Genomic DNA, 25,966 nt, shown 5'->3' on the forward strand with positions numbered 1-25,966 from the left:
GAGCCGACCCCTAAGGCGAGGCCGAAAGGCGTAGTCGATGGGAACCAGGTTAATATTCCTGGGCCAGGAGGATGTGACGGATCTCGAGGGTAGTTTCTTCTTATCGGATTGAAGAGGCTGCTTAGAGGTTCCTGGAAATAGCCCTCCATTAGATCGTACCCGAAACCGACACAGGTGGACTGGTAGAGAATACCAAGGCGCTTGAGAGAACCACGTTTAAGGAACTCGGCAAAATGCTCCCGTAAGTTCGCGAGAAGGGAGCCCCGTCTGCAGGCAACTGTGGGCGGGGGGCACAGACCAGGGGGTGGCGACTGTTTACTTAAAACACAGGGCTGTGCGAAGCCGTAAGGCGACGTATACAGTCTGACGCCTGCCCGGTGCTGGAAGGTTAAAAGGAGGGGTGCAAGCTCCGAATTGAAGCCCCAGTAAACGGCGGCCGTAACTATAACGGTCCTAAGGTAGCGAAATTCCTTGTCGGGTAAGTTCCGACCTGCACGAATGGCGTAACGATCTCCCCGCTGTCTCAAACGTGGACTCAGCGAAATTGAACTGTGTGTCAAGATGCACACTTCCCGCGGTTAGACGGAAAGACCCCATGCACCTTTACTATAGCTTCGCACTGGCATCAGGATTGTGATGTGCAGGATAGGTGGTAGGCTTTGAAGCGGGAACGCCAGTTTCCGTGGAGCCTCCCTTGAGATACCACCCTTCGCACTCTTGATGTCTAACCGCGGTCCGTTATCCGGATCCGGGACCCTGCGTGGTGGGTAGTTTGACTGGGGCGGTCGCCTCCCAAAGAGTAACGGAGGCGCGCGAAGGTTGGCTCAGAGCGGTCGGAAATCGCTCGTTGAGTGCAATGGCAGAAGCCAGCCTGACTGCGAGACTGACAAGTCGAGCAGAGTCGAAAGACGGCCATAGTGATCCGGTGGTCCCAAGTGGGAGGGCCATCGCTCAACGGATAAAAGGTACGCTGGGGATAACAGGCTGATGATGCCCAAGAGTCCATATCGACGGCATCGTTTGGCACCTCGATGTCGGCTCATCTCATCCTGGGGCTGGAGCAGGTCCCAAGGGTATGGCTGTTCGCCATTTAAAGAGGTACGTGAGCTGGGTTTAGAACGTCGTGAGACAGTTCGGTCCCTATCTGCCGTGGGTGTAGGATACTTGAGAGGAGTTGCCCCTAGTACGAGAGGACCGGGGTGAACGTTCCACTGGTGGACCAGTTGTCGTGCCAACGGCAGTGCTGGGTAGCTATGAACGGACAGGATAACCGCTGAAGGCATCTAAGCGGGAAGCCCCCCTCAAAACCAGGTATCCCTTGAGAGCCGTGGAAGACCACCACGTCGATAGGCCGGAGATGTAAGCGCAGCAATGCGTTCAGTTGACCGGTACTAATTGCTCGATAGGCTTGATTTGATCCAGCAGAAGCCAGACTTCTCTGGTCAAAAAGCGGACTTGGACCGCTGATTGTTGTGCTTCTTTCTCGGTTTGGTGGTCATAGCACGAGCAAAACACCCGATCCCATCCCGAACTCGGCCGTTAAGTGCCGTCGCGCCAATGGTACTGCGTCTCAAGACGTGGGAGAGTAGGTCGCCGCCAAACCTAGAAAGAAGCGCAACGTATCTCTCGACGATGCGGCCCAAACTCAATCCAATACCGAGCGGGCCAATTGGCGCGGGGTGGAGCAGCCCGGTAGCTCGTCAGGCTCATAACCTGAAGGTCGTAGGTTCAAATCCTACCCCCGCAACCAAATCTTGCAGTAATATCAAACACATAAGCCGATGGTATTCCAATACCGCCGGCTTTTTTGCGTCTACATCAACGCCACATCAACACCACAACCGAAAAACCGCACTCGACCGCATTCGGCGAACTTCAACCACGCGGGTCAACGGGATTGCCGCGACCGAAGCCAAGAGACGAGCCTGGGGCTCGGCCGGGTCGCAAGAACTCCTATACCCGACCCAATGTCAGACCATTAAGCCAGAAAAGACATCAAAGCCGTCAACATATTCCAGTTCCAACACCTCGCAACCTGCTCGTCGCATCGCGAACTCCTCGCGGATTCCGGCCACGTTCCCGCCCGGAAAGATCGGGCCAAGCCAAGCATCATGGTGACACAAGACAACCCGCTTCAACCCCAGGAATTCGGCTTCGGAGACGAGGAAGTCGTTGAGCGCCCCCTGAATCGGCTCGCCATCTACGTTGGCGCGGCCTGACGCCGCCAGGATGCCGACATCGGCATCGATCTTCTCCATGATGCCGCTCCAGTGGCCCGGTGTATCCTTGAAGAAAAGCCGGCCTTCGGGCGTCGCGATCACATAGCAGAGCGTGCCGCCGTCTCCGCGGCAGCCCTGATCTGAACGCCGCATGTGGACGTCGATGTCTGCGCTCAGCTTGCCAAGGCCGGACAGAAGGTCAGACTCGCAGGCGCGTCGGGCGAAATAGTCGACGTGCTTGTCGCCAAGGCAATCGAAACTCGGGTTCTGGTCGTCATAGCCCGCCCACAGGCAGGAATGCAGTGCCGGGTAGACCTCCACGCTTACCCCGGAACCCAGCGGGATAGTCTCTCCTCCGGAAACCGGAAGGAGCTGATCCTCGGGCACACCGGCATTGGCGAGAATACGCACGGTCTCGTACGAGCCGATGACCTTCGCCCCGGTCCTGAGCGCAATCCGGTCGGCGCCCCAGATGTGGTCGAAATGACTGTGACCGACAAGGATGTAGTCGCAGTCTTCGATGTCGTCAGCCGAGGCGCCAGGCGGGCCGTCGGCGCCTGGCACTCGATCGATATAGGCGTCGAGGAACAGGGTCAGACCCTGGGTCTTCAACCGAAAGGTCGCGCATCCGTACCAGTCCAGAGTCGCGGTCATCGTTTTACTCTCCGTGGTCAATAGGGCGCCTGGACGTCGTTCATCGAGACGTAGACCGTCTTCAGCTCGCTGTAGTGGTTGATCGCGAGCTTGGAATTCTCGCGCCCGACGCCGGACATCTTGGACCCACCGAAAGGCGCCTCGACCGGGGCAAGGTTGTAGGTGTTGATGTAGCATGTGCCGGCCTCGAAGGCCTTGACCACACGGTGCGCGCGGGTCAGGTCGCGGGTGAAGACCCCGGCGGCGAGGCCAAACTCGGTGGAGTTGGCCCGTTCCATGACTTCCGCTTCTGTCGCAAAGTCGAGGACCGCCATGACCGGTCCGAAGATCTCCTCGCGGGCGATGGTCATGCCGTCGGTCACATCGGCAAAGACCGTGGGCTGGAGGTAGAAACCCGGCCGGTCGAGACGGCCGCCGCCGCAGACGAGCCGGGCGCCCTCCGCGATCCCCCGGGCGACGTAGCCTTTCACGATCTCCATCTGGCGCGCGCTGACCATCGGACCGAAGCTGACTTCGGGATCCATCGGGTCACCGATTTTCGCTAGGGAAAGCCGCTCGGAGAGCCGCTTCAGGAAGGCCGCCTTGATTCTCTTCTGCACGAAGACGCGGGTGCCGTTGGAACAGACCTGTCCCGAGGCATAGAAATTGCCGAGGATCGCGCCCGACACGGCGTTCTCGAGATCGGCGTCGTCGAAAACGATCAAGGGCGACTTGCCGCCGAGCTCCATCGTGACATGTTTCATCCCCACCGCTGCAGCGGCATAGACCTTGCGGCCTGTGGGAACCGAGCCGGTCAGCGAAACCTTGGCGACGCGCGGATCGGTGACCAGCGCCGCGCCGACTTCGCCATAGCCCTGCACCACGTTGTAGACGCCGTTCGGGGCGCCGGCCTCGACCAGAATCTCGGCCACCTGAAGGGCCGCGAGCGGCGTCGTCTCGGACGGCTTGAAGATCATCGTGTTGCCGCAGGCGAGCGCCGGCGCGCCCTTCCAGCAGGCGATCTGGGTCGGGTAGTTCCAGGCGCCGATACCGACGCAAACGCCGAGCGCCTCTCGGACCGTGTAGACGAAATCGCCGCCCGCGAGCGGAATGTGTTCACCGGTCAGGCTGCCGGCGAGTCCGCCGAAATATTCCAGCGCATCGGCGCCGGAGGTCGCGTCGGCGACCGTGGTTTCCTGGATCGGCTTGCCGGTGTCATGGGTCTCGATCACCGAAAGCTCGTGGTTGCGTTCGCGCATGATGTCGGCTGCGCGGCGCAGGATGCGGCCGCGCTCGGTGCCGGTCATCGCAGCCCAGGCCTTCTGCGCCGCCTTGGCCGACAGGAGCGCGCGCTCGACGATCTCGGGGGTTGCGGAATGCAGCCGCGCGATGACCTCTCCGGTGGCCGGATAGACGACATCGATCGGAGCACCGGCGGTGTCCTCGACATATGCGCCGTCGATGAAGTGGCTGGCCTTCGGCTGGAATTTCATGCCCGTATCCTTGGTTGGCTGGTTTCGTGGGCGACACGGATCATGTCCGCCGCCTTCTCGGCGATGGCGATCGTGGTCGCATGTGTGTTGGCGGACGTGACGCGCGGCATGATCGAAGCATCGACGACACGCAGGCCGTCAAGACCATGCACGCGCAGATCCGGCCCGACGACCGCCATCGGATCGCCTGAAGGTCCCATGCGGCAAGAGCCGACGAGGTGGTGGCTGATCGACGCGCAACGCCGGATCCAGGCCTCGACCTCGGCGGCGCCCTGGATTTCACGACCGGGGACGAGTTCCGCTTCGGTCAACGCCGCCAGCGCGGGCTGCGCGGCGAGGGTCCGCGCCGTTTCGACAGCGCGCTTGTAAACCTCAATGTCGCGAGGATCCTGAAGAAAGTTGAACCGGAACCGCGGCTGATCCTCGACGGATGCCGAAGCCACATGGCAGTAACCCCGGCTGCGGCAACCGACGAGCTCGATATAGATCTGGTAGCCATGCAGCATGACGGCGCCCGTGGTCCCGCCAAGCGCCAGCGGCAGAAAGGTGATCTGGTAGTCAGGGCGGTCACTGTCGGGGAAAGCGCGCAGGAACGCTCCGGCCTCAAAATGATTGGTCGCGGCGGGGCCGGTCCGCGTCAGAATCCAGCGTAGCCCGGCGGCGATCTTGCCGGCCCCGCGCGTTGCATTCAGGATCGAGACCGGCTTGCTGCAGCGATAGGTCAGTGCAATGGTCGGATGGGTGTGGAAGTTCTCGCCCACTCCCGGCAGATTGTGCCGTAGTGCGACGCCCGCGCGGCTCAGGACCGCCGGATCGCCGATGCCTGACAGCTCCAGAAGCTGGGGGCTCGCCACGGCCCCGGCGGCGAGGATCACATCGCGCCGGGCCCGGTGGACAACGGTTCCGGTCCGGGTTCCGACCTCGACGCCGATGGCGCGCGAGCCGTCCAGGAGCACGCGCAGAACCGGCTGGCCGGTGTGGATCCTGAGGTTCGGGCGACTGCGGACCGGGCGCAGGTAGCCCTCGTAGACATCGCCACGCCGTCCGTCCCGCGTATTCTGATGCAGCGCGCAGAAACCGTCCTGGTCGCCGGAATTGTGGTTTGGATTGATCCGGTGGCCAGCCTCGGCGGCCGCCGCCAGGAATGCGTTTGCCAGAACGTTGCATTCGGCCCGGCCGCGCTTCACCGGAATTGGCCCATCGTGGCCCATGTGAGGGTCGTTCTCGTCCTTGAAGTCCTCGATGCGCCGGAAGATGGGTTCGATGTCGGCCCAGGACCAGCCGGTGCAGCCGGCTTCGGCCCAGTCGTCGAAGTCGCGCGGATTGCCGCGCGCCCAGACCAACCCGTTGATGGCCGAGGATCCGCCGAGAACCCGCCCCATCTTGTAGGGCAGGACCTTGTCGGCCGCGTAGGGTTCCGCTTCGGCTTTGAAGGGCCAATGCAGCGCGCCCTTGTCGTAAAGTGCACCCAACCCGGCCGGCATCTGCACGAGCAGACCCCGGTTCTCCGGTCCGGCTTCGATGAGCGTGACCGAAACCGAGGGGTCCTCGGTCAGCCGGGCCGCAAGCACACAGCCGGCGGTTCCGCCGCCGACAATCACATAGTCAGAGATCCGGTTGTCCATTCATCTGCCACTGAGTAAGTGCCCCGCGCGGGTTCACGCGGGGCCATGCGGTCGGGATGTCAGACCTGGACGTGGGGGCCGACGCCCTCGGGCAGGTCCTTGGCCATCTTCAGCTCTTCCTTGGTGATGACCTGCAAGAGGACCGGGATGCCCTGATCGGCCTTCTCGATCGCCCGCTTGTAGGCCGGGATCAGCTCGGCCGGATCGGTGATCGTCTCGGCGTAGCCGCCGAAGGCTTCGGCCATCTTCGCGTAGTCGCCGCCAAGCTCCTCGATATGGTACTTCTCGGCCGCGTTCGGATGGTGCTTGGTGTAACCGCCCATGATCGAGTTCTTGAGCACGATGGTGATCGTGCCGATCTTGAGCCGCGCGGCGGTCTCGAAGTCCATCCCCGTCATGCCGATCGCCGCGTCGCCCATGACGTGGACGCAGGTCCAGTCGGGGTTCGCCAGCTTGGCGCCCTGCATGAGACCAAGGCTCATGCCGAGTTGCGTGGTCTTGCCCCAGCCCATGTAGCCATGCGGCACGATCGCTTCCCAGAAGGGCGTCGTCTGGTCACGGGGGCTGCCGGCTTCGTGGGTCATCACGGTCTTGGCGCGATCGACGGTGTTCATCAGGTCCCAGACCACGCGGTAAGGGCTGATCGGCTGCTCGCTCGAGGTCAGCTTGTCCATCCACTTGTCGAGGAAGGCTTGCTTTTCGGCCACCGTCCGCTCCCGGACCTCGGGACGCGGACGACCCTTGCCGCCGGTCTTCTCGCGGATCGCGGCGATCAGCGCGGCGATCGAAGGCTTGGCGTCGCCGATCACCCCGAGGTCGATCGGGTAATCCTTGGAGATGTCGCCCTCCCAGTTGGTCAGCTGCACGAACTTGCGGCCCGCCTTCGGGAAGGGCGTGATGTAGTCCGAGGTGGTGAAAGAGGTGCCGAGCCCGAGGTAGACATCGGCGCGCTCCAGCGCGCGGTTCACGCCATCGGGGCGCGCGCCGCCGGCGCAGCCGACCGAGAGCGGGTGGTTTTCCGGGAAGCAGCTCTTGCCGTTCAAGGTCGAGATCACCGGCGTGTCGGTCAACTCGGCGAGTTCAACAAGCTCGTCCCAGGCCTCCGCATAGAGAATACCCTGGCCCGCGATAATCACCGGATTCTCGGCGGCGAGAAGGATGTCGGCCATCTCGGCGATGTCGGCGGGGTTGGCGTGCGGCACCGAGCGGCGCTGCGGTTTGTAGCTGTCGAGAAGCGCGGGGTCGACCTCTTCGGTGAAGATGTCGATCGGCACTTCCAGCGTCACCGGGCCTGGCCGGCCGTTCTTCAGCATCGCGAAGGCGTTCTGCATCATCTGCGGGATGCGGTCGGCCGTCAGAACCATCTCGCACCACTTGTTGATGAGCTGCATGTTGCGCGCGCCGTTGAAGTTGGGCTGGATGCCCTGATCAGCGCGGGCGTAGCCGCCCGGCATGTGCAGGACCGGGACGTTGTCGCCGTAGCACTGCGCCACCGCGCCCGCTGCGTTCTCCGAACCCGGCCCGTACTGCACCGTGGTGCAACAGATATTCCGCCCGCCGGTCATGCGCGCGTATCCGTCGGCGATGTGGAGCGCGTGCCGCTCCTGCCGCACGATCAGGGGAACGATGCCGATCTTTGCCCCACAATCGATGATGTCGCTGTGCGGGAAGGCCGGAATGAATTCCACGCCTTCCTTCTTCAGAATGCCCGCGATCAGATCTGCGCCGTTCATTTTCATCTCCGTTTGCATTCACGCGGTTCGCAGCCGCGCCTTGGCAGCATGTTTGGCCCAAAATTCCGCAATGCATGGCCTGTTTTTTTTCAAAACAGTTCCGTTTTTGGGCGTTCTGTACATGTGTTGGTGCCTTACGCCGTTGCGGTCTGACCGCGGCTTTCGATCACGTCGTCCAGCCAGCCGCAGCGCATTTCCGGCACGGAGGACAGGAGCAGCTCCGTGTAGGGATCAAATGGCGGCGTGAGGACCTTCTCCTTCGGCCCGTAGCGCACGAGTTTGCCGCGATGCATGACGGCGACATCGTCGGCGATCGCACGGACCGTATCGAGGTCGTGCGTAATGTACATGAACGCCGTGCCGAGCTCGGTCTGGATCTGGTCGAGAAGCTTCAAGATGCCCTCAGCGACGATTTGGTCGAGCGCGGAGGTGACCTCGTCGCAGACGATCAACTCGGGCTTGGCCGCAAGCGCACGCGCAATCGAGACGCGCTGTTTCTGGCCACCGGACAGCTCGCCGGGATAGCGGTGGAGGAATGTGCCGGGCTCCATGCCAATCAGGTCGAGAAGCTCGCGCGCGCGGTCGAAGCTCTGGGGCTTCGTCTTGCCGAGAAACAGCTCGGCCGGGCGAGCGATGATCTCGCCGACGGTCTGGCGGGCGTTCAGCGCGGTATCCGCCATTTGGTAGATCATCTGGATGGATTTGAGCTGATCCCGTCTGCGACCGCGGAAGGACGGCGCCAGACTAGTGCCCGACAGCGTCACCTGGCCCGATGTCGATGGCAGCAGCCCGCACAGGGCGCGCGCCAATGTCGTCTTGCCCGAGCCGCTTTCGCCGACCACGGCAAGGGTCCTGCCGCGGTGCAGTTCGACCGACACGTCGTCGAGAACCTTCAACTCACCGTAATGGGCGATGACATTCTCGATCGTCGCAAGGGGCTGACCCTGCGCATCGGTATGCGCCTGCTTGCGAAACGACCTCACCGACCAGAGCGAGCGGGTATAGTTCTCGCGCGGGGCGGCCATCATCCGGGCGGTCTCTGCCTCCTCGACCTCTTCGCCGTAGCGCAGGACCTTGATGCGGTCGGCGATCTGCGCGACGACCGCAAGGTCGTGCGTGATGTAGATCGCTGCCGTGCCGTGATCCCGCACGATCTTCTTGATCGCGGTCAAGACCTCGATCTGCGTCGTTACGTCGAGCGCCGTCGTCGGCTCATCGAAGATGATGAGATTCGGCTTGCAGATCATCGCCATCGCCGTCATCGCCCGCTGCAGCTGTCCGCCCGAGACCTGGTGCGGATAGCGCAGCCCGAAGGCGACCGGCGAGGGCAGCTGCACCTCCTCGAAAAGCGAGATCGCCTCGCGGTCGGCCTGTGGCTGTGTCATCAGGCTGCGGAGGACCGGCACCTCAGTGACCTGGGCGCCGAGGCGATGGGCGGGGTTGAAGGCGGCGGCGGCAGATTGCGCCACATAGGCGATCCGCCGGCCGCGCAGCCGCCGTTGCGCCGCGGCGTCGAGGTTCCGCAGATTCTCGCCGCGAAAACGGATATCGCCCTCGGAGATGACGCAGCCCGCGCGCGTATAGCCCATGCTTGCAAGGCCGAGCGTGGACTTGCCCGCGCCAGATTCCCCGATCAGCCCGAGAACCTCACCTTCGCCGAGCGTGATATCGACGCCCCTGATGATCTCGGTGACCTTGCCGTCGCGCCGGCCCTCGATCTTCAGGCCGCGGATCTCGAGAAGGTTCTTGTCGGTCATGTCACTCCTCCAGCCCGCTCGTCATGTGCAGGAACCAGTCGACGATGAAGTTCACCGAGATGGTGAGGATGGCAATCGCGGCCGCCGGCAGGAGCGGCGTGATGTCGCCATAGGTGATGAGCGTCGCGTTCTCCCGCACCATGGAACCCCACTCAGCCAAGGGCGGGCGGACACCTAGGCCTAGGAACGACAGCGCCGAAATGAACAGAAAAACGAAGCAGAAGCGCAGGCCGAGTTCGGCCGCGAGCGGTGCGGTCGCGTTCGGCAGCAGCTCGCGGCGAATGATCCACCAGAGGCTTTCGCCGCGAAGCTGGGCAGCCTCGACGAACTCCATCACCACGAGGTTGCCGGCAACGGCGCGGGTCAGGCGGTAGACGCGGGTGCCCTCGATCAGCGCGACGACGAGCACGGTGGCCACTAGCGAAGGTCCAGTGATCGTCAGTAGGAGAAGCGCGAAGATCAGCGCCGGGATCGCCATCAGCACGTCGACCGAGCGGCCAATCGCCATGTCGGTCCAGCCCTTCAGGATCGAGCCGACGAAGCCGGCAGCGGTCCCGATCAGGAAGGCGAGCAGCGTCGTGACTAGCGCCAGCGCGACCGAGTTGCGCGCGCCGTATATCAGCCGGGTCAGCATGTCGCGGCCGAGATTGTCGGTTCCGAACGGATGCTCGCCGCTCCAGGGCAGAAACGGTGCGCCCACGACCTCGGTCTGGCCGTAGGGCGCGATGACCGGGGCGAAGAGGACCGCGACCGAGTAGGTCGTGACGACCGCAATCCCGAAGGCGGCCGTAGGAGGGATTTTGCCGATGCGGCGGGCCATGGCGTCGACTCCTACTTGGGGTGAAGCAGCCGGGGATTCGTGGCGATCGCCAGGATGTCGGCCGTCAAGTTGAGAAGGATGTAGGTCAGCGCGAAGATCAGGCAGCAGGCCTGGACCACGGTCATATCGCGCTTCGCCACGCTGTCGACCATGAGCTGGCCGAGGCCGGGATAGACAAAGACTACCTCGACGATCACGACGCCGACGACCAGATAGGCCAGCGTCAGGGCCACGACGTTGATGATCGGGGCAAGCGCATTCGGCAGCGCGTGCCGGATCACCACCCGCAAAGGGGTGATCCCCTTGAGGTCGGCCATTTCGATATAAGGGCTCGCCATGGGACTAAGAATCGATGCTCTGGTCATGCGCATCATGTGGGCTACCACCACGAGGTTCAGCGTCAGCGCCGGCAGCAGCGTCGCCCAGAGGCGGGTGCCGAGAGGCATTTCCGGCGTCACGTTCGCCAGCGGCGAAAACCATCCAAACTTCAGTGCGAAGAGCGTAACCATGATGTAGGCGATGAAGAATTCCGGCATCGAGATCGCGCCGAGCGACAGGATGTTGATCAGCCGGTCGAACAGGCTGCGCCGGGTGAGCGCGGCAAGGACGCCGAGAATCAATGCGATCGGAACCGCGATGGCTGCAGCATAGCCGGCAAGAAACAATGTGTTGGCAAAGCGCTGCGCGATCAGGCCGGAAACTGCCTGGCCATTCGCGAGCGAATTACCGAAATCACCATGCGCCACGTCGGCGAGCCAGATGAAGTAACGCGTGACCGAGGGCTGGTCGAGACCGAGTTCGCGCCGGAACGCCGCGACCGTCTCCTCGGTCGCCGATTGGCCGAGGACTTGCTGCGCGAGATCTCCGGGCAGGAACTCGACCGCAGAGAACACGATCACCGATATGACGAGAAGCGTGATGGCCCCGAAGCCGAGCCGCTTCAGAATGAGACCGAGAAGCTGATGCATGGCATTTTCCAGAAGAGAGAAGCCCCGGCGCCGTTCACGGGCGCCGGGGCAATGAGGCGAAGCGGATCAGGCGAACCACCAGCGTTCGACCGCCATGAAGCCGTCCATGTCCCAGTTGCCGCCGATGGCATCCTCGCGCGCCAGATTCGCGGACCGGGCATCCACGAAGTTCTGGTAGGCGGGGATCACGGTGCCGCCGTCGTCGCGCACCAACGCCTGCATCTCGCCGTACATCTCGCGGCGCTTCGCCTCATCAAGCTCCGCCCGCGCGGTGAGAAGTAGCTCGTTGAAGCGCGCGTTGTCCCAGAAGGACTCGTTCCATGGCGCTCCCGCGGCATAGGCGAGCGAGAACATCCCGTCCTCGGTCGGGCGGCCGCCCCAGGTGCTCATCGCGAACGGTTTCTTGAGCCAAACGTTCGACCAGTAGCCGTCCGCGGGTTCCTGCACGACCTCGATGTCGATCCCCGCCGCGGCGGCGTGTTCGCGGTAGAGGACCGCCGTGTCGAGGGCGCCGGCAAAGGCGGCGTCGGAAGCCGACAGCTTGACGCTGAGCGTGTCGAGCCCGGCCTCTTTCAGGTGGAACCTGGCACGGTCGGGATCGTAGACGCGTTGCTCCAGATTTGCGTCAAAGTAACGGTTCGCCGGGGCGATCGGGTTGTCGTTCCCGACCGTGCCGTGGCCAAGCAGAATGGTGTCGACGATCGCCTGGCGGTCGATCGCGTATTTCAGCGCGAGCCGCACGTTCACGTCATTGAATGGCGCGGTGTTGCAGTGCATCGGAATAGCGAAGTGCGCGGTGCCGGAGGTTTCTTCGAGGACCACGCCGGGATTACGCGCGAGAAGATGTGCAGTCTTGAGGTCGACGCGGTTGATCGCGTCCACCTCGCCTGCGATCAGGGCGGCCTGACGCGCGGCAGCATCGGCGATCGCGATGATCGTGATCTGGTCGAAATGGGCGCGGCCTTCCTTGAAGTACGTCGGGCTGCGCTCGAGCTCGACGCGGACGCCGGCCTCCCATTTCTTCAAGATATAGCCGCCGGTTCCGATTCCAGACTGCCAATCTGCCTTGCCATCCTTCGCCTGCATGATGACCAGATGATAGTCGTTGACGACGAAAGGGAAGTCGGCGTTGCCGGAGTCGAGCTCGAAGACCACCGTGTAGGGATCTTCCGCACGCAGGTCGACGATCGGGTCGACGATCGCCTTCGCACCGGACTTCGAATCTCCGCCACGATGGTGGTTGATCGAGGCGACGACGTCGTCGGCGACAAGTTCCTTGCCGTTGTGGAACTGGACGCCCTTGCGCAGCCGGAAGGTCCAGACTTTCGCGTCCGGAGAGGCCTCGTAGCTTTCGGCCAGCTCCGGAATGATCTCCCCGGTGGCAGTCACTTCGGTGAGTGTGTTGTAGACCGTAGAGCGCAGGCCGATCTGGTCGAACTGAGCCACAAACGTCGCTGGGTCCATGGACGCGGACGTGTTCGCATCGCTCAGGGCGAGCCGAAAATGGCCGCCTTTCTTGGGCTCTGCACTGGCCGGCTTGAGGCCCAGAAGCGAGACCCCGACGGCCGCGCCGCCAAGTTGAAGAGCCGTTCTCCGTGAAAGCTTCATTCATTCCTCCCTTGAAGCGGCGGATCGCGTGTGGCGCGGTCGCATCGAAGATGCCAATGCAGGTCAGGGAGCGTCATCGCACCGGGGCGGGTTGTCCGATGCGGATCGGATCTTCGAGTGCGACCGAGCCACCGCGTGACTATTCACGGTGAAAGTTGCGATGACGTGTTGTTATCAGGCGCAAATGTTCTATTATTGCGCATGACCGCACGAAAGCTCGTCTTTTACCTCGCGCCGCAGTTCTCGATGATGAGCCTCTTGTCGCTCACGGAATCGCTGCGCAAGGCCAACGAGGTGTCGGGGCGGGATCTCTATGACTACAGCTTCGTCTCTCAGCACAATATGACGGAGGCGGTCAACGGGATGGCGATCGCGACCTCGCCGGACCTGCCGCGCGAGAGCGATCTCGCGGCAGCCGTCATATGCGCCTCCTACAGATATGAAGACGCCTGCAGTGTACGCCTGTCGAACTGGCTGCGCTGGCTCGACCGGCACGGTGTTCCAATCGGGGCGACGGATACCGGGATCTTCCTTGTCATCCGCGCCGGCATCCGCTGGGACGCGCCAATGTGTACCCATTGGTTGACGCGGCCGGCGCTGCAGGAACTCTGCCCAGACGCGAAGGTGTCGGACCGGTATTTCGAGTACACACCGCGGCGCTTCTCCTGCGCCGGGGCGACGGCTGGGCTCGACCTGATGCAGCACATGATTGGGCTGCATCATGGCCCGGGCTTTGCAGCGCGCGTCGGCAGCCACCTGATCTTCGGCGGTGAGGCGCACCGGAGCGAGTGGAACCTGTCGCCGCTCGCAGACTATTCCGCCGCAGTCGCCGACCACAAGGTCCGCCGGGTTCTGCAGATGATGGAGCAGGCCGCGGGGCGGAAAGACTCCGTCGCGCAGATGGCAGAGGCCGTCGGACTGTCGCAATCGCAACTCAACCGCCGCTTCAAGCAGCAGTTTCAGCAGACCCCGGCCCATGTCTACCAGGTCTGCCGGTTGCGGCGCGCGCATGCGCTTCTGAAATCCTCGAGCCTGTCGGTCGAGGTCGTCGCCTATGAGTGCGGCTTTGCCAGCCGGTCGCAGTTCACCGAAGCCTTCAAGGCCGAATTCGGAGCAACGCCAGGCGCCACCCGCGGTGGATACGCCTGACCGCTGGTCTCGTCGCCGAGGAGGTACTTGGGCAGGTCGCGCACGGCGGCGCAGCCAATCTGAGCCATGGCACCGCGCAGTTCCTCCCGCAGGATGTGGATCGCGTGATCGCCGCCCTTCCGCCCGAGCGCGGCCACGGCGTAGACGAAAGGCCGTCCGAGGAAGACGAAATCCGCGCCTGAGGCGATCATCCGTGCGATGTCGAGCCCAGTGCGCGGGCCGCTGTCGGCGATCACCGTCGCCTGCGGTCCCACGGCCGCGCGGATCTTGGGTAGCGCCTCGACCGACGCGCAGGTCGCGTCGAGTTGGCGGCCGCCGTGGTTCGAGACCCAGATCGCATCCGCGCCGCAGTCCAACGCCGCCTCGGCGTCGTTCGCATTGATAATGCCCTTGACGACGAGCTTGCCCTTCCAGCGCTTCCGGAGGCCGCGCAGGATGTCGCGCGTGACATGGCCTTCGATGACATCGGTCAGGAACCGGGCCTCTTCGGCCATCGAAAGGCCCGTCGGGATATAGGGCAGGAGGTTCTTGAACTCCGGCTTGCCGGTCAGCGCCATCGCGAGCGCCCAGCGTGGATGTGTGGCGATCTGCCACAGCGTCCGAGGTGTGATCCTCGGCGGGACCGACAGCCCGACGCGCAGTTCGCGATCCCGGCGGGTGGCGGAAGGGATGTCGATGGTGACGATCAGCACCTCGAAACCCGTCGCCTCGATTTCGTCCAGCATCGCGGCACGGATGCCGGGATCGCGCGCGGCGTAGAACTGGAACCAGGCATTGCGCCCTGCGATCGCGAAGGCGTCCGACATGTGCGTCGTGCCAAAATGTGACAGGCCGAAGGGGATATTCGCCTTGGCCGCTGCCTTCGCGAGAATGTCGACGGCGCGCGGCCACATCAGCCCCGAGAGGCCAAGCGGGCTCACACCGAAGGGCAGGTCGTAGCGCCGTCCGAGTAGCTCCACACCCATGTAGGGGCGGTTGGCCAGCGCCTCGGGCAGGTAGCACGGATCGAAGAGCACCGCGTCGAGCGCGGCCCGGTTGCGCGCCAGCGTCGCCTCGCGGCCGATGCCGCCGATCAGGTATTCGTGGGCGAATTCCGGGATGCGGCGGGCTGCCTTCCGCGCCAGATCGTCGATGCAGGGAAAGCGTTGGTCGAGACTCATCGAAACCTCCCACGTGATTCGGCGACGTGGTCTGCCAGAAATCCACGGCGACGGAAAGTGGCCATCCGCGATCCGCTCCGTCACGCCATGCGTCGCGCATTACGGCTCTGCCGGCTCCGGACCGGGGATTTTGCGAGTTTCGCGATGTCGAGGTCGTCTCGGGCGAGCGCGCCTTTCGCCGGAAGCCGCGCATAGTCACCGTATTTCTTGGCCGCTCGGAACATGGCGAGCGCGTTTTCGGGCTTTACCCCCGGATGCAGCGAGTTTGAGGAGCAGAGGATGTGCCCTCCTCCCGGAGAGCCTTGCTCGATGCATTCCCTGACTGCGGCATCCACCATCTCGGGCGTCCCGAACACCAGAAGGTCGAGGCAGTCGACATTGCCGAACATGCAGACCCGCCCGGCGAACCAGGCTTTCACCTCGGCGAGGTTCATGCATTGCGGCTGGACCGGGTGAAAGCCGTCGAAACCGAGATCGATCATCTCGTCCATCAGCGCCCACATGTTGCCGTCGGAGTGCTTCATCACCTTCAGCCCCTTGGCGTGGCCGTAGTCGATGAGCTCCTTCTTGTAGGGTTTGATGTATTCGCGGAAATGCTCCATCGACATCAGCATGTAGTCATTGCCGGTGAGGTCCCCGTCGAGGATCACGCCATCGGCTCCGATATCGTGGGCGATGTCGATGCACCTCATATTGAAATCGGTGGTGAGCCGACCCACCGCATGGGCCATGTCCCGGTCCGCCCCCATATCGACGAAGCTCTTGTCCATGCCGCCGCGCGCGAGCCAGCCTTCCTGGAAGGGGCCATTGATCGACTGCAGGTGGAACTTCTCTTTGCCGAAGCGGTCCACCATGTATTGAAGCATCCGGAAATCGCTGCGCTCGACCAGCGCCGCCATCGAGTAGTTGCGTACGTCCGCAATGGTCTTGAGCCCGCTATCCATGATCGCCGGAATGCCGTGATCCGAGAGCATGAAGCCGCGTCCGTACTTGTCCCAGCCCCAGTCACTGGTTTCCGGAACAAGATTGGTCGAATAGGCCGACCAAGTGGCGTCGAGATCGAGCGCGTCGATCAGGTCGCAATAGATCCGCAGGACCTCCTCGCTTTCCTCGCCATGGCGCGTCGCCTCGCCGTCGGTCGGTGCGCCAGACACGTCCCAGCCGAGAAGCCGGGCCATGCCCCAGACGACTTTCTCGTCGATCCAGTCGAAGACCGGCACACGATCGGGAACACCGCCATTAAGCGCACATAGGAAACGTTCGCGGCCATTCATCGGGTGCCTCCATCGATTTCTGATACGATCTATGGATAATCCGCCCTAGGCACACAAAAAACTGGCGACTTGTCTATGCCTGGCATAGACGGAATCTATGCGCAGACGGTTCCGGCATGTTGAGAGGATGATTGGCGGGTTGACGACCTTCGAGGCCGCCGCGCGGCTTGGCAGCTTCACCCGAGCCGCCGAGGAGCTTAACGTGTCGCAGCCGACGGTCAGCCATCATGTGCAAACCCTAGAAGCGGCAATCGGCGCCGAGCTTTTCAGCCGACACCACAACCGGATCGCACTGACGAGAGCCGGGCGCGCGCTGGCCGACGCCGTGGCCCTCGGTCTTGGCCATATCGAGCAGGCCGCCCGCCAGATCGCGCTGCGCCCATCAGGCAGCGGCCTGGTGCTGGCCTGCAGCATGGGCTTTACGCATGGCTGGCTCTTGCCACGGTTCTCGCGCCTGCGGCTGGCGCTGTCGGACTATCCAATCCACCTCGTGACAACTGACTGGCATCAGGGCTTTGACCGCGAAACCGCCGACATTATCGTCGACTGGCAAAGCGTCGGGCGGGCGTCGCGTACCACGATCCCGCTCTTTCCCGAGATCGTCTTCCCGGTCTGCAGCGCCGGATACCTGAACGAACACCCCGAACTCGCAACCGCGGATGCGCAACCACGGGCGCTTCTTGGCTGCACGCTGTTGCACTTCGACGAACGCGATTCCGAGTTCGCGAACTGGGAGAAATGGTTCGCCGCGCAGGGTGTCGTCTATGGGATCCCACCGAACGCCTATCGTTTCTCGAACTATGACCTGATCCTACGCGCTGTCGCCGATGGCGAGGGCCTCGGCCTGGGGTGGCTCCACCTGATCGAGGAACGGCTCGCCGCCGGATCGCTGGTGCGCGTCGGCCGGACGCTCTGCAACGAGATGACCGCCTACGGGCTGGATGTTCGGCACGGAACCGTGCCGGACGACGTGCTCGAACGGGCGGTCGCCTGGTTTCGTAGCGAAGCAGGCGCGCCGGGTCAGGAGTTCTGACGAAGCTCTGCCGACCTGATGCAGCGGATGATGGCCTCGGTCACGATGCCGACAGCGCCGCCTTCGAGATCGTGACCCATGCCCTCAACCTCAAGCAGTTCTGCCCCCGTGATCCGCCGCGCCAGATCGCGGCCGTGTTCGGGCGGAAAGATCGTGTCCGCCATGCCTTGAACAACAAGCGCCGGCACATCGAGATGTCGTGGCTCGGTCCCGCCGCGAAGCTCGCACAGCAGGGCGGCGGCCTGCCGGGCAACGCCGTCCGGGTTATGGCCGCGCTTGAGACTCGCCAGGGCCAACGCCCGCCGCTCCGCGGGATCGAACGGATAGGCCGGGCTGGCCCAGGCCTTGTCGGCCTCGACTGAGGCTTCGATGATCGCCTCCAGATCGGCCGGGGCGTCACTGTCGCCAAAGAGGAGCGCCTCGATGTCCGGCCGCATTGCCGGCACGGAGGGGGCGGCGCTTGTCGTGATGAGGAGCGAAAGGCTCAGCACCCTATCGGGATGGCGGGCGCACAGGGATTGGGCGATCAAACCGCCCATGGACTTGCCCACGACATGCGCGGCTGGTAGGCCGAGGGCGTCGAGAACGCCCGCTGCGTCGTCTGACATGTCGGCCAGCGTATAGGGTACTTCCGACGGCAGGACCCGCGGCTTCGACCGCAGCGGCGCGATGTCTGGCACTCCCCAGCGCGAGAGTTTCTCGCTCAACCCAGCATCCCGATTGTCCATCGCGATCACGGAAAATCCAGCCCCCGCCAGAGCCTCGATCATCTTCGTCGGCCATGAAATCAGCTGGGAACCGAAGCCGCTTATCAGCAATAGCGGAACACCAGTTTCGTCTCCGTATCGTTCGACCTCGATCGACAATCCGTTCGAACGTACACACGACATGGAACATCTCCCCGCACCCGCTCGAACGAATCGAGTCGGAAGCCGTATAATCGTCCTCAAGCTGTGGCACCAGTTTCTCAGGAGCCCACGTCGTGAACTCCATCGGGTAGTCCATGATCGGTGGGCATACCGTCGCGCAGGCAGATAGCCAATTCGTCGCGAGTGCGGGAACATGGGTAATAGTTCGGCAATGGCACATTTTGCCTTCGTGCCTCCAGGCCGGGCCTTCTGCGGGGCCGCACTACGTAGTTGCAGTCTGGAGCTCGCAGGCACGCCTTAGTTGCCGCCGCCGTCTCCCACGCTCATTGACGCCGTCTTCCCGAAGGAGGCTGTCGGGCTCGAAGGCAGAATGCGCGGGATTGTGCTTCTTGCTGAGAATGGGCCGCCCTCTTGCTGAGCCGTCCAACTCGGTCAGATCTCGATGCCGGTCCCTATTTCCAAGCCAAGTGGGTTTGAATTCAAAGGTGGACATCAGGACCAACGCCACGGCCGCTCACTTCAGTCGATCTTCGTTCCCCAGAACGAGGTAGGATCGCCGGCGAAGTCGCCATCCGCGGCTCGGAAATACACCTGCAGCTCGACGGTGCCGTTCGCAGGGAGGGCCATCATGGTCTGCGGCCAGATGGCGGTGGCGATCGAGACATGCGTGGCCGAGCTCTTGCCGACAAAGACTCGAACTTCGGTCGTGCCGTTCGGTGCCAGCGACCAGTGCACCGTCGAGAACTGAAACGCTGCAGACCAAAATCCCATGCGAATTCTATAGTCAAAAATTTCTATCATAAAGGCAATTTTAATTTGATTTATTTCTTACTCTGCGCCGCCTACGCTCTGCACAAGGAGCTGCCGCATGAAAGGCGAGTCAATTGCACGAAGCTCTGGAGCGATACGGTATGTTGAATACGGCGTCTCATCACGATGGACAGACACTTTACCCCAGAGTCACCCGGTCAATTCGTCCAACGCCCGCCCCCTGCGCCAGCCTGACCCGACCGCTTGCACTTCTCTGTCCAAAAGGAACATCATGGAAAACGAGTTTCAGATCGACCGGGTCCGGGTATACGGGCTGAGGGGAAGCGACAGCGGCCTTTCCTGGTCCGCCCGCATGCCGACGATCCACACTACGAATACGGTTGTTCGGATCGACACGAGCGGCGGCTTGTCGGGCGCGAGTTCGGTTTTCTCCTGCACCCAGTTCGACAATGACCGGGGCATCGCGGAGATGTGCCGACTGCTCCTGCCGGGCCTTATTGGCCGGGCCGGGATGCACCGCGAGGAAATCTGGAGCTGGATGCAGGATCGCCGCCTGTCGGTTACGCCGGCCGCGGTCGCGGCAATCGACATCGCGCTCTGGGACCTGGTCGCCAACCGCGCGGGCCTGCCGCTCTACCAGATGCTGGGCGGCGCGCGCCGGCGCATTCCGGCCTATGCCAGCACGCAGGTCTTCGACGACGCGCAGGCCTATATCGATCATATCGCGGAACTGCGGCAGAAGGGCTTCCGGACGTTCAAGCTGCATTGCTGGTGCGACCCGGACCGGGACATCGAACTGGCCCGCACAATCAGATCGGACAGCGGATCGCGCGATCTGCGGTTCATGCTGGACGCTGAGTCAGCCTATTCGCACAAGGACGCGCTCAAGGTCGCGCGGGCCCTTCAGGAGATGGGTTTCCTGTGGCTCGAGGCGCCCTTTCCGGACCACGATCTGGTGGGATACGCCGAATTGCGCAACAAGGTCGACCTGCCGATCCTGCCAGGCGGAAACACGATCATCGACCTGCCGCATATCGCGCAGGGAATCCATCAGCGGTGCTGGGACGGGGTCCGGGTCGACGCGGCCATCGCCGGCGGGGTGACCCCGGTGCGCAAGGTGATGGGTCTGGCCGAGGCCTATGGCATGAACGTCGAGCTTCAGTCCTGGGGATGCTCGCTGTCCCGCGCCGCCAATCTTCACCTGATGTTGGCGCACATGAACTGCGGCTTCTACGAATACCCGGTGCCGGCCGAGCATTTCGACTATCCTTTCATGGACAGCATTCCGATCGACAAAGACGGTCACGTGGCGGCCGCGGATCGACCCGGACTGGGTGTCGATGTCGACTGGTCGGAGCTCGAACGGAACGCCTTCTACGTAATCGACTGCTACAGCCGGGGCGGCATAACCGAAATCGAGGTCGAGGACAGGGCGCGGGGCACAGAAGCCGGCGGATCTTCGGTCTCACGGTGAGGGGCCCGTCAACGGGACGCGTGCTGAAGCGATCGGTTCCTTGCCGGATCCGTCAGGAGAAGAAGTCCTTCAGGACACGTTCGATCACGGCGACGACTGGCGACGCTGGGTCATAGACGGCCCGACAGGGCACCTCTACCTCCGGAGCCTCCGTCACCGCGAAAAGGCGGCCGGATTCCAGATGCTCCCGCACCATCGACAGCGGCGCGTAGGTCATTCCGCCACGCCTGCGCAGGTAATGAAGCCCCATCGTGCAATTGCCGAGGAAGATGTGCTGTGCCGTGCCCTTCGGCAGCGCCGCGGCGACAACCTGTTCGAATTCCGCGCCGAGCTCGCAGTTCACGAACAGCGGCAGTTCCGGATCGCCAAGTGAGCACGGGGCGTCGGCGACCAGAACGAGGTTCTCCCCAGGCAGGGTCACGCACGCCAATTCGCCTCCGACAGGTTGCTCGTTGGTCAGCGCCATATCGACGACGCCGTTGCGAACGGCGTCGTGCATGTTCATGTCGTGGTCGAAGTTGACGGTCAGCGGCAGCTTTCCAAGCGTCTCTTCGATCCACACTGTCATTTCGACCAGCATGGGGTCCCAGATACTGAGTTGGGATCCCATGCGAAGGAACACCCGGCCAGAAAACCGGCGGAACGTATCCTCCGACACGGCCCGCCAGAGCCTCGTCATGCTTTCGGCATGGGGTCGAAGGTGCCTGCCGGCCTCGGTCAGCGCCGCTCCGCGCCGCCCACGATCGAACAGCCGGACGTCGAGCATCTCCTCCAGCTGTCTGATCCGCGCGCTCACCGCGGCCTGCGTGATGTTCAGCCGGTCGGCAGCCAGGTTGAAGCTGCCACATTCGGCTATCGCCAGGAAAGTCTGAAGCTGAGAGATATGCATCTTATCTATAGAGATTTCCTATCTTAACGACAAAATCAATTCGTTTTATTTGTTTTTTTGCCGCTGGTATGACGCTTCAAACCCCCGCCCGGCCGGGCAGTCGCAACCTGGAGGAACGCCATGCTAGACAAGTCGCACAAACCCACATGGACCCGGATGGAGGATGCCAGCAAGGAGGATTTCCTCGCCGTCATGGACTATGAGGAAGAGTTCAACGCCGGCCTCGTGAACCGCCTGCTCGACGCGATCCGCTCGCTCGACGAGGACTGGACGCCTTACCCGATCAACCGCTACCAGCACTGCCTGCAATCGGCGACCCGCGCTTACGAGGACGGCGCCGACGAAGAGATCGTCGTGGCGGCCCTGATCCACGACGTGGGCGACATCCTGTCACCCTACAACCACGGCGAACTCGCCGCGGCCATCGCGAAGCCCTACATGTCGGAAAAAGCCTGCTGGATCCTCAAGCACCACTGCGTGTTCCAAGGCTACTACTACAACCACCACCTGGGCGGAGACCGCAACGCCCGCGAGAAATATCGCGACAGCCCCTATTACGACGACTGCGCCTATTTCTGCCATACCTACGACCAGTGCGCCTTCGACCCAGCCTATCCCACGCGACCGCTTGAGTTCTTCGAGCCGATGCTGCGGCGCGTGTTCTCCAAGGCGGGCGGTCACCTGGAACTGGCCGAGACGTCGCAGGACGAGGTCGCCGCTCGACCGGCCGAATAGCGCGCGTCGAAGGACACGCCGTCGCGGCAACCGCCGAGAACCGACTGCCTTCGCCATGCCCCTGGCATTGTCAGAATGGGCGTCGCTTCAAGGGGCGTCGGGTTCCGCGAGTGCCCTGGGAGCCGGCGTGCCGACGGCGATGTCGCGGGGACGGTCTGCGGCACGCGACATCCGATGAGAACGCGGCCCGGTCCGCATCTCCCATCGAAGGCCGGAAGGATCAACAAGAACCGGGAAGACCGGCTGAGCACCTGACAAACCAACGGAGAACCAAATTGAAAATGACAATCCTAAGAGCCGCGATTACCGGCGGCGCATTTGCCCTGTCCGCGCAGGCCGCGCTGGCCGAATGCGGCGAGGTTTCGATCACCGAGATGAACTGGGCCTCGGCGGCCGTGGTCACCTCGGTCTCGAAGTTCCTGATGGAGAACGGCTACGGCTGCACCGTCACTGTGGTGCCGTCCTCGACGCTGCCCGCCGTCACCTCGATCGCTGAGACCGGCGAGCCGGACATCGCGACCGAGCTCTGGATCAACACCGCGCCGGCCTATCCCGAGCTTGAGGCGGCCGGAAAGGTGAAGACGCTCGGTGACGTCCTCTCGGACGGCGGCGTGGAAGCCTTCTGGATCCCGCAATACCTCGCGGACGAACATCCCGAACTCACCACGATGGAAGGCATCCTCGCCAATCCCGCGCTCGTCGGCGGCAAGTTCCACAACTGCCCCGACGGCTGGGGGTGCCGGGTCACCAACGACAACATCGTGAAGGCCTGGGATTTCGAGGGCAACGGGCTCGAAGTCTTCAACCACGGCTCCGGCGAGACGCTGGCCGCCGCGATCGCGTCGGCCTACGAGAGCAAGGAGCCCTGGTTCGGCTACTACTGGGCGCCGACCTCGGTGCTCGGCAAGTATCCGATGGCGGTGGTGAATATCGGCGAGTTCGACGCCGACGTTCATGCCTGCAACGCGTCGGATGACTGCGCGACGCCGGGCAAGTCGCCCTATCCGAGCGCACGGGTGGTCACGGCAGTCCCGACGGCCTTTGCCGAGAGCCAGCCGGAGATCGCCGAGCTGATGTCCAAGGTGAGCTTCACCAACGAGCAGATGAACGAGGTGCTCGCCTGGCAGGAGGACAACAGCGCCTCGACCGAGGAAGCCGCGGTGCATTTCCTGACGACCTACAAGGACGTCTGGGGCGCCTGGCTCAACGATGAAGCGCGCGGCAGGCTGTCGGCACTGCTCAACTGACCCTGTTCACAGCGTGGGCGGAAACCGCCCCCGCTTTTGCCTGAGGCCGGGCGAACCGGTTGGAAACGGAAAAGGGATGCGAACATGACGACCTATTCGGGGCTTTTCGAGGCCTTTGGTCTCAAGGGCTGGTGTGAGGCCGGCTCCTCCGGCGGGCCGGTCTCGATGGCCGAACTTCTCGCGAAGACCACCGGCAAGGCCGCGGAGACGAACCTTTGGGACACGCCCTTTCCGTCGCTTGACGCGCTACACGGGGCCTGTGGCGCAGTCCCGCGTACGCGGGAGCTCACGGCCGGCATTGAACGGCTTTTTCTGGGTATCAAGGATCCGCTGAAGACCGTTCTCGATCCCTTGACCCAGCCCCTGAGCTGGGCGATCGACGGCGCGCTCTGGGCGATCCTTGTCCTACCCTGGTGGATCGTGATTCCGATCTTTCTTGCCGTCGTCCAATTCGCCGCGAGGTCGGGACGCATCACCGGCTTCGTCGCCAGCGTCCTCCTGATGCTCGCTTTCGTGGATCACTACGATTTCGCGATGCAGACGCTCGCGATCATCCTGGTCTGCACCGTGATCTGCGTGCTCTTCGGCGTGCCGATCGGCATCGCGATGGCGCGCAACGACCGCTTGCAGCGCTCGGTCATCCCTGTCCTCGACATGCTGCAGACACTGCCGACCTTCGTCTACCTCATCCCGCTGATCTTCCTCTTCAGCGTGACCGAATCGAAGCTCTACGGCATCGCCATCATCCTCTACGCCATAGTCCCGGCGATCCGCCTCACCGACCTCGGCATCCGGCTCGTCGACAGGGACGTGCTCGAAGCTGCCGAGGCCTTCGGCATGTCGCAGCGCCAGAAGCTCTTCGGCGTGCAGATCCCGCTCGCGCTGCCCAACATCATGGCGGGCGTCAACCAGACGATCATGATGTCGCTCGCGATGGTGGTGATCGCCTCTCTGGTCTCCGCGCCAGGCCTCGGGGCGCTCGTTCTCAGGGGCATCAACAAGCTCGAACTCGGCGTTGGCATCGTCGCGGGCCTCGCGATCGTGATGCTGGCCATCGTCCTCGACCGCGTGACCAAGGCGGCGCTCGCCCAGGTCAACCTCGCAACCAAGCATTGAGACGTGCACGATGAACATGAATGCGACGACGCCGAAACTCTCAATCCGAAACCTCTACAAGATTTTCGGGACCGATCCGAAGGCGATGCTGCCGCATGTGCAGGCGGGCATCGGCAAGCCCGAGCTTCTGGCCAGGCACAAGCACGTGCTCGGTCTTGAGGACATCAATGTCGACATGTATGCCGGAAAGATCACCGTCATCATGGGCCTCTCCGGCTCGGGCAAGTCGACGCTGATCCGGCACCTCAACCGCCTGATAGAGCCGACCGCGGGCGAGATCCTCCTCGACGGCGCGGACGTCACGCGGCTTTCGCATGACGAACTCCGCAAGCTGCGGCAGAGCCGGATGTCGATGGTGTTCCAGAAATTCGCGCTCCTGCCGCACCGCACGGTTCTGGACAATACCGCGCTCGCGCCGACGATCCGGGGCGAGCCTGGCGCCGGGACGCGGGAAAGCGCCCGGCGGTGGCTGGAGCGGGTCGGCCTCGAGGGCTACGAGCAGCACTATCCGCATCAGCTTTCGGGTGGCATGCAACAGCGCGTCGGCATCGCGCGCGCGCTCTGCTCCGAGGCCGAGATCATGCTGATGGACGAGGCGTTCTCGGCCCTCGACCCGATCATCCGCACCGACATGCAGGCGCTGCTCTTGGAACTGCAGCGCGAACTGCACAAGACGATCATCTTCATCACCCACGATCTCGACGAGGCGCTGCGCCTCGCCGATCATCTCGTCGTCCTCAAGGATGGCCGGATCGTGCAGCAGGGCGAGCCGCAGGAGATCATCCTGAAGCCCGCGGACGAATACATCGAGAACTTCGTCCGCGACATCAACCGGGCGCGGGTCCTGCGGGTCCGCTCGGTGATGGCAGCCACGGGTGGCACAGATGGCCACGACCGCATCGATGCCAACGCGACGCTCGAGGACGCGTTGGAACGCGCACAGGGCGCGGCCGACCACGTGTTCGACGTTACGGACGGCGGGTGCGTCGTCGGTACGCTGGCGATGACCGACCTGTTCAAGGCGCTGGTCCCACGCCACGCAAGGCAGGAAGATGCTGGAGGGAGCTGAGGGCAGCGTCAGCCCGACAAGACCCATTGTGCGCCAGCGCAATGGCGGGGCAACTTGGATCGCGGACAATGTACCGGCCTCGTTGGACGGCCGAATGGGTGCTGCCAGGCCAATCCGGATCGGTCTCGGCCTAGACTGGCAAAATGCACGTTATCGGCGGAGAGATCGCGTCACCGGAGCGCCGCGGCGCAGCGGCGGTGCGGATCAGCTTGAACCTTCGACCGGCATTGCGGCTGCGCTGCGTGTTGAACGGGCTGTCGTCAGATAGGTGATGTCCGGCTAGCTTTCGTCCACTTCGCATCCGCCGGAACGGGGCTGAATGCC

20 protein-coding genes, 1 tRNA gene and 2 rRNA genes (1 of these 23 only partly in view) are annotated in these 25,966 nt (G+C 63.3%); 10 read left to right on the forward strand and 13 right to left on the reverse strand.

The features are described 5' to 3' along the window. From OM960_RS10905 to OM960_RS10915, 3 genes are all read left to right on the forward strand, one after another. Positions 1-1,416 (forward strand): 23S ribosomal RNA (locus OM960_RS10905) (it extends 1,420 nt beyond the left edge of the window). Positions 1,417-1,487: 71 nt separating this feature from the next. Further along, positions 1,488-1,602 (forward strand): 5S ribosomal RNA (rrf, locus tag OM960_RS10910). Positions 1,603-1,673: 71 nt separating this feature from the next. Next, positions 1,674-1,750 (forward strand) — tRNA-Met (locus OM960_RS10915). 220 nt (positions 1,751-1,970) lie between these two features. Here OM960_RS10915 and OM960_RS10920 read toward each other — a convergent pair. The 8 genes from OM960_RS10920 to OM960_RS10955 all read right to left on the reverse strand — a co-directional run bounded on the left by OM960_RS10920 (position 1,971) and on the right by OM960_RS10955 (position 12,712). Next, positions 1,971-2,873, reverse strand: coding sequence for an MBL fold metallo-hydrolase (locus OM960_RS10920; RefSeq protein ID WP_264771964.1), 903 nt, complete (start codon positions 2,871-2,873; stop codon positions 1,971-1,973). Between the two features lie 17 nt (positions 2,874-2,890). Continuing rightward, a complete protein-coding gene (betB, locus tag OM960_RS10925; RefSeq protein WP_264771965.1) occupies positions 2,891-4,345 on the reverse strand; it encodes a betaine-aldehyde dehydrogenase in 1,455 nt (484 codons plus the stop codon). Next, complete coding sequence (locus OM960_RS10930) at positions 4,342-5,970, reverse strand: GMC family oxidoreductase (RefSeq protein WP_264771966.1); 1,629 nt, start codon at positions 5,968-5,970, stop codon at positions 4,342-4,344. The genes betB and OM960_RS10930 overlap by 4 nt, the downstream gene beginning before the upstream one ends. A 59-nt stretch (positions 5,971-6,029) precedes the next feature. Next, on the reverse strand, positions 6,030-7,703 hold the full coding sequence (locus tag OM960_RS10935; protein WP_264771967.1) for a thiamine pyrophosphate-requiring protein: 1,674 nt from the start codon (positions 7,701-7,703) through the stop codon (positions 6,030-6,032). A 134-nt stretch (positions 7,704-7,837) separates the two neighbouring features. Then, positions 7,838-9,460 (reverse strand): ABC transporter ATP-binding protein, encoded by a 1,623-nt coding sequence (locus tag OM960_RS10940; protein WP_264771968.1) that lies wholly within the window; start codon positions 9,458-9,460, stop codon positions 7,838-7,840. Position 9,461: 1 nt separating this feature from the next. Further along, positions 9,462-10,280, reverse strand: a complete 819-nt coding sequence (locus tag OM960_RS10945; protein ID WP_264771969.1) for an ABC transporter permease — start codon at positions 10,278-10,280, stop codon at positions 9,462-9,464. Positions 10,281-10,291: 11 nt separating this feature from the next. Beyond that, entirely contained in the window at positions 10,292-11,248 is a 957-nt protein-coding gene (locus OM960_RS10950) for an ABC transporter permease (protein ID WP_264771970.1), read from the reverse strand. 66 nt (positions 11,249-11,314) lie between these two features. After that, a complete protein-coding gene (locus tag OM960_RS10955) occupies positions 11,315-12,712 on the reverse strand; it encodes an ABC transporter substrate-binding protein (protein ID WP_264771971.1) in 1,398 nt (465 codons plus the stop codon). Positions 12,713-13,057: 345 nt separating this feature from the next. On the opposite strand from OM960_RS10955, the gene OM960_RS10960 reads away from it, so the two are divergent. Continuing rightward, the gene (locus tag OM960_RS10960) at positions 13,058-14,005 is read left to right on the forward strand and encodes a GlxA family transcriptional regulator (protein WP_264771972.1); all 948 of its coding nucleotides are present in this window, start codon (positions 13,058-13,060) and stop codon (positions 14,003-14,005) included. Here OM960_RS10960 and OM960_RS10965 read toward each other — a convergent pair. Both OM960_RS10965 and OM960_RS10970 read right to left on the reverse strand, forming a co-directional pair. Further along, positions 13,909-15,165, reverse strand: coding sequence for an alpha-hydroxy acid oxidase (locus OM960_RS10965; RefSeq protein ID WP_264771973.1), 1,257 nt, complete (start codon positions 15,163-15,165; stop codon positions 13,909-13,911). The two genes, OM960_RS10960 and OM960_RS10965, sit on opposite strands and share 97 nt — an antisense overlap. 80 nt (positions 15,166-15,245) lie before the next feature. Continuing rightward, a complete protein-coding gene (locus tag OM960_RS10970; RefSeq protein ID WP_264771974.1) occupies positions 15,246-16,439 on the reverse strand; it encodes a uroporphyrinogen decarboxylase family protein in 1,194 nt (397 codons plus the stop codon). A gap of 127 nt (positions 16,440-16,566) precedes the next feature. Between OM960_RS10970 and OM960_RS10975 the strand changes: the two genes are divergently transcribed. Continuing rightward, positions 16,567-17,472 carry a LysR family transcriptional regulator gene (locus OM960_RS10975; protein ID WP_264771975.1) on the forward strand — a complete coding sequence of 302 codons (906 nt, stop codon included), beginning with the start codon at positions 16,567-16,569 and terminating at the stop codon, positions 17,470-17,472. Here the strand turns inward: OM960_RS10975 and OM960_RS10980 are convergent. Beyond that, positions 17,460-18,362, reverse strand: a complete 903-nt coding sequence (locus OM960_RS10980; RefSeq protein WP_264771976.1) for an alpha/beta fold hydrolase — start codon at positions 18,360-18,362, stop codon at positions 17,460-17,462. The two genes, OM960_RS10975 and OM960_RS10980, sit on opposite strands and share 13 nt — an antisense overlap. A 498-nt stretch (positions 18,363-18,860) precedes the next feature. Next, on the reverse strand, positions 18,861-19,112 hold the full coding sequence (locus OM960_RS10985) for a hypothetical protein (protein ID WP_264771977.1): 252 nt from the start codon (positions 19,110-19,112) through the stop codon (positions 18,861-18,863). A gap of 271 nt (positions 19,113-19,383) precedes the next feature. Here OM960_RS10985 and OM960_RS10990 point away from each other — a divergent pair, with 271 nt between their 5' ends. After that, positions 19,384-20,586 (forward strand): mandelate racemase/muconate lactonizing enzyme family protein, encoded by a 1,203-nt coding sequence (locus OM960_RS10990; RefSeq protein ID WP_264771978.1) that lies wholly within the window; start codon positions 19,384-19,386, stop codon positions 20,584-20,586. A gap of 52 nt (positions 20,587-20,638) precedes the next feature. Here the strand turns inward: OM960_RS10990 and OM960_RS10995 are convergent, their stop codons facing one another. Beyond that, positions 20,639-21,475 carry a LysR family transcriptional regulator gene (locus OM960_RS10995; RefSeq protein WP_264771979.1) on the reverse strand — a complete coding sequence of 279 codons (837 nt, stop codon included), beginning with the start codon at positions 21,473-21,475 and terminating at the stop codon, positions 20,639-20,641. Positions 21,476-21,595: 120 nt separating this feature from the next. Here OM960_RS10995 and OM960_RS11000 point away from each other — a divergent pair, with 120 nt between their 5' ends. From OM960_RS11000 to OM960_RS11015, 4 genes are all read left to right on the forward strand, one after another. Further along, complete coding sequence (locus OM960_RS11000) at positions 21,596-22,210, forward strand: HD domain-containing protein (RefSeq protein ID WP_264771980.1); 615 nt, start codon at positions 21,596-21,598, stop codon at positions 22,208-22,210. Between the two features lie 281 nt (positions 22,211-22,491). Further along, positions 22,492-23,457, forward strand: a complete 966-nt coding sequence (locus OM960_RS11005) for an ABC transporter substrate-binding protein (RefSeq protein ID WP_264772001.1) — start codon at positions 22,492-22,494, stop codon at positions 23,455-23,457. 84 nt (positions 23,458-23,541) lie between these two features. Continuing rightward, positions 23,542-24,573 carry an ABC transporter permease gene (locus OM960_RS11010; RefSeq protein WP_264771981.1) on the forward strand — a complete coding sequence of 344 codons (1,032 nt, stop codon included), beginning with the start codon at positions 23,542-23,544 and terminating at the stop codon, positions 24,571-24,573. Between the two features lie 16 nt (positions 24,574-24,589). Beyond that, entirely contained in the window at positions 24,590-25,642 is a 1,053-nt protein-coding gene (locus OM960_RS11015) for a quaternary amine ABC transporter ATP-binding protein (protein WP_264772002.1), read from the forward strand. The last annotated feature ends 324 nt before the right edge of the window (positions 25,643-25,966 follow it).

The sequence above is a fragment of the Defluviimonas salinarum genome, from assembly GCF_026013545.1.
Lineage (GTDB): Bacteria > Pseudomonadota > Alphaproteobacteria > Rhodobacterales > Rhodobacteraceae > Albidovulum > Albidovulum salinarum.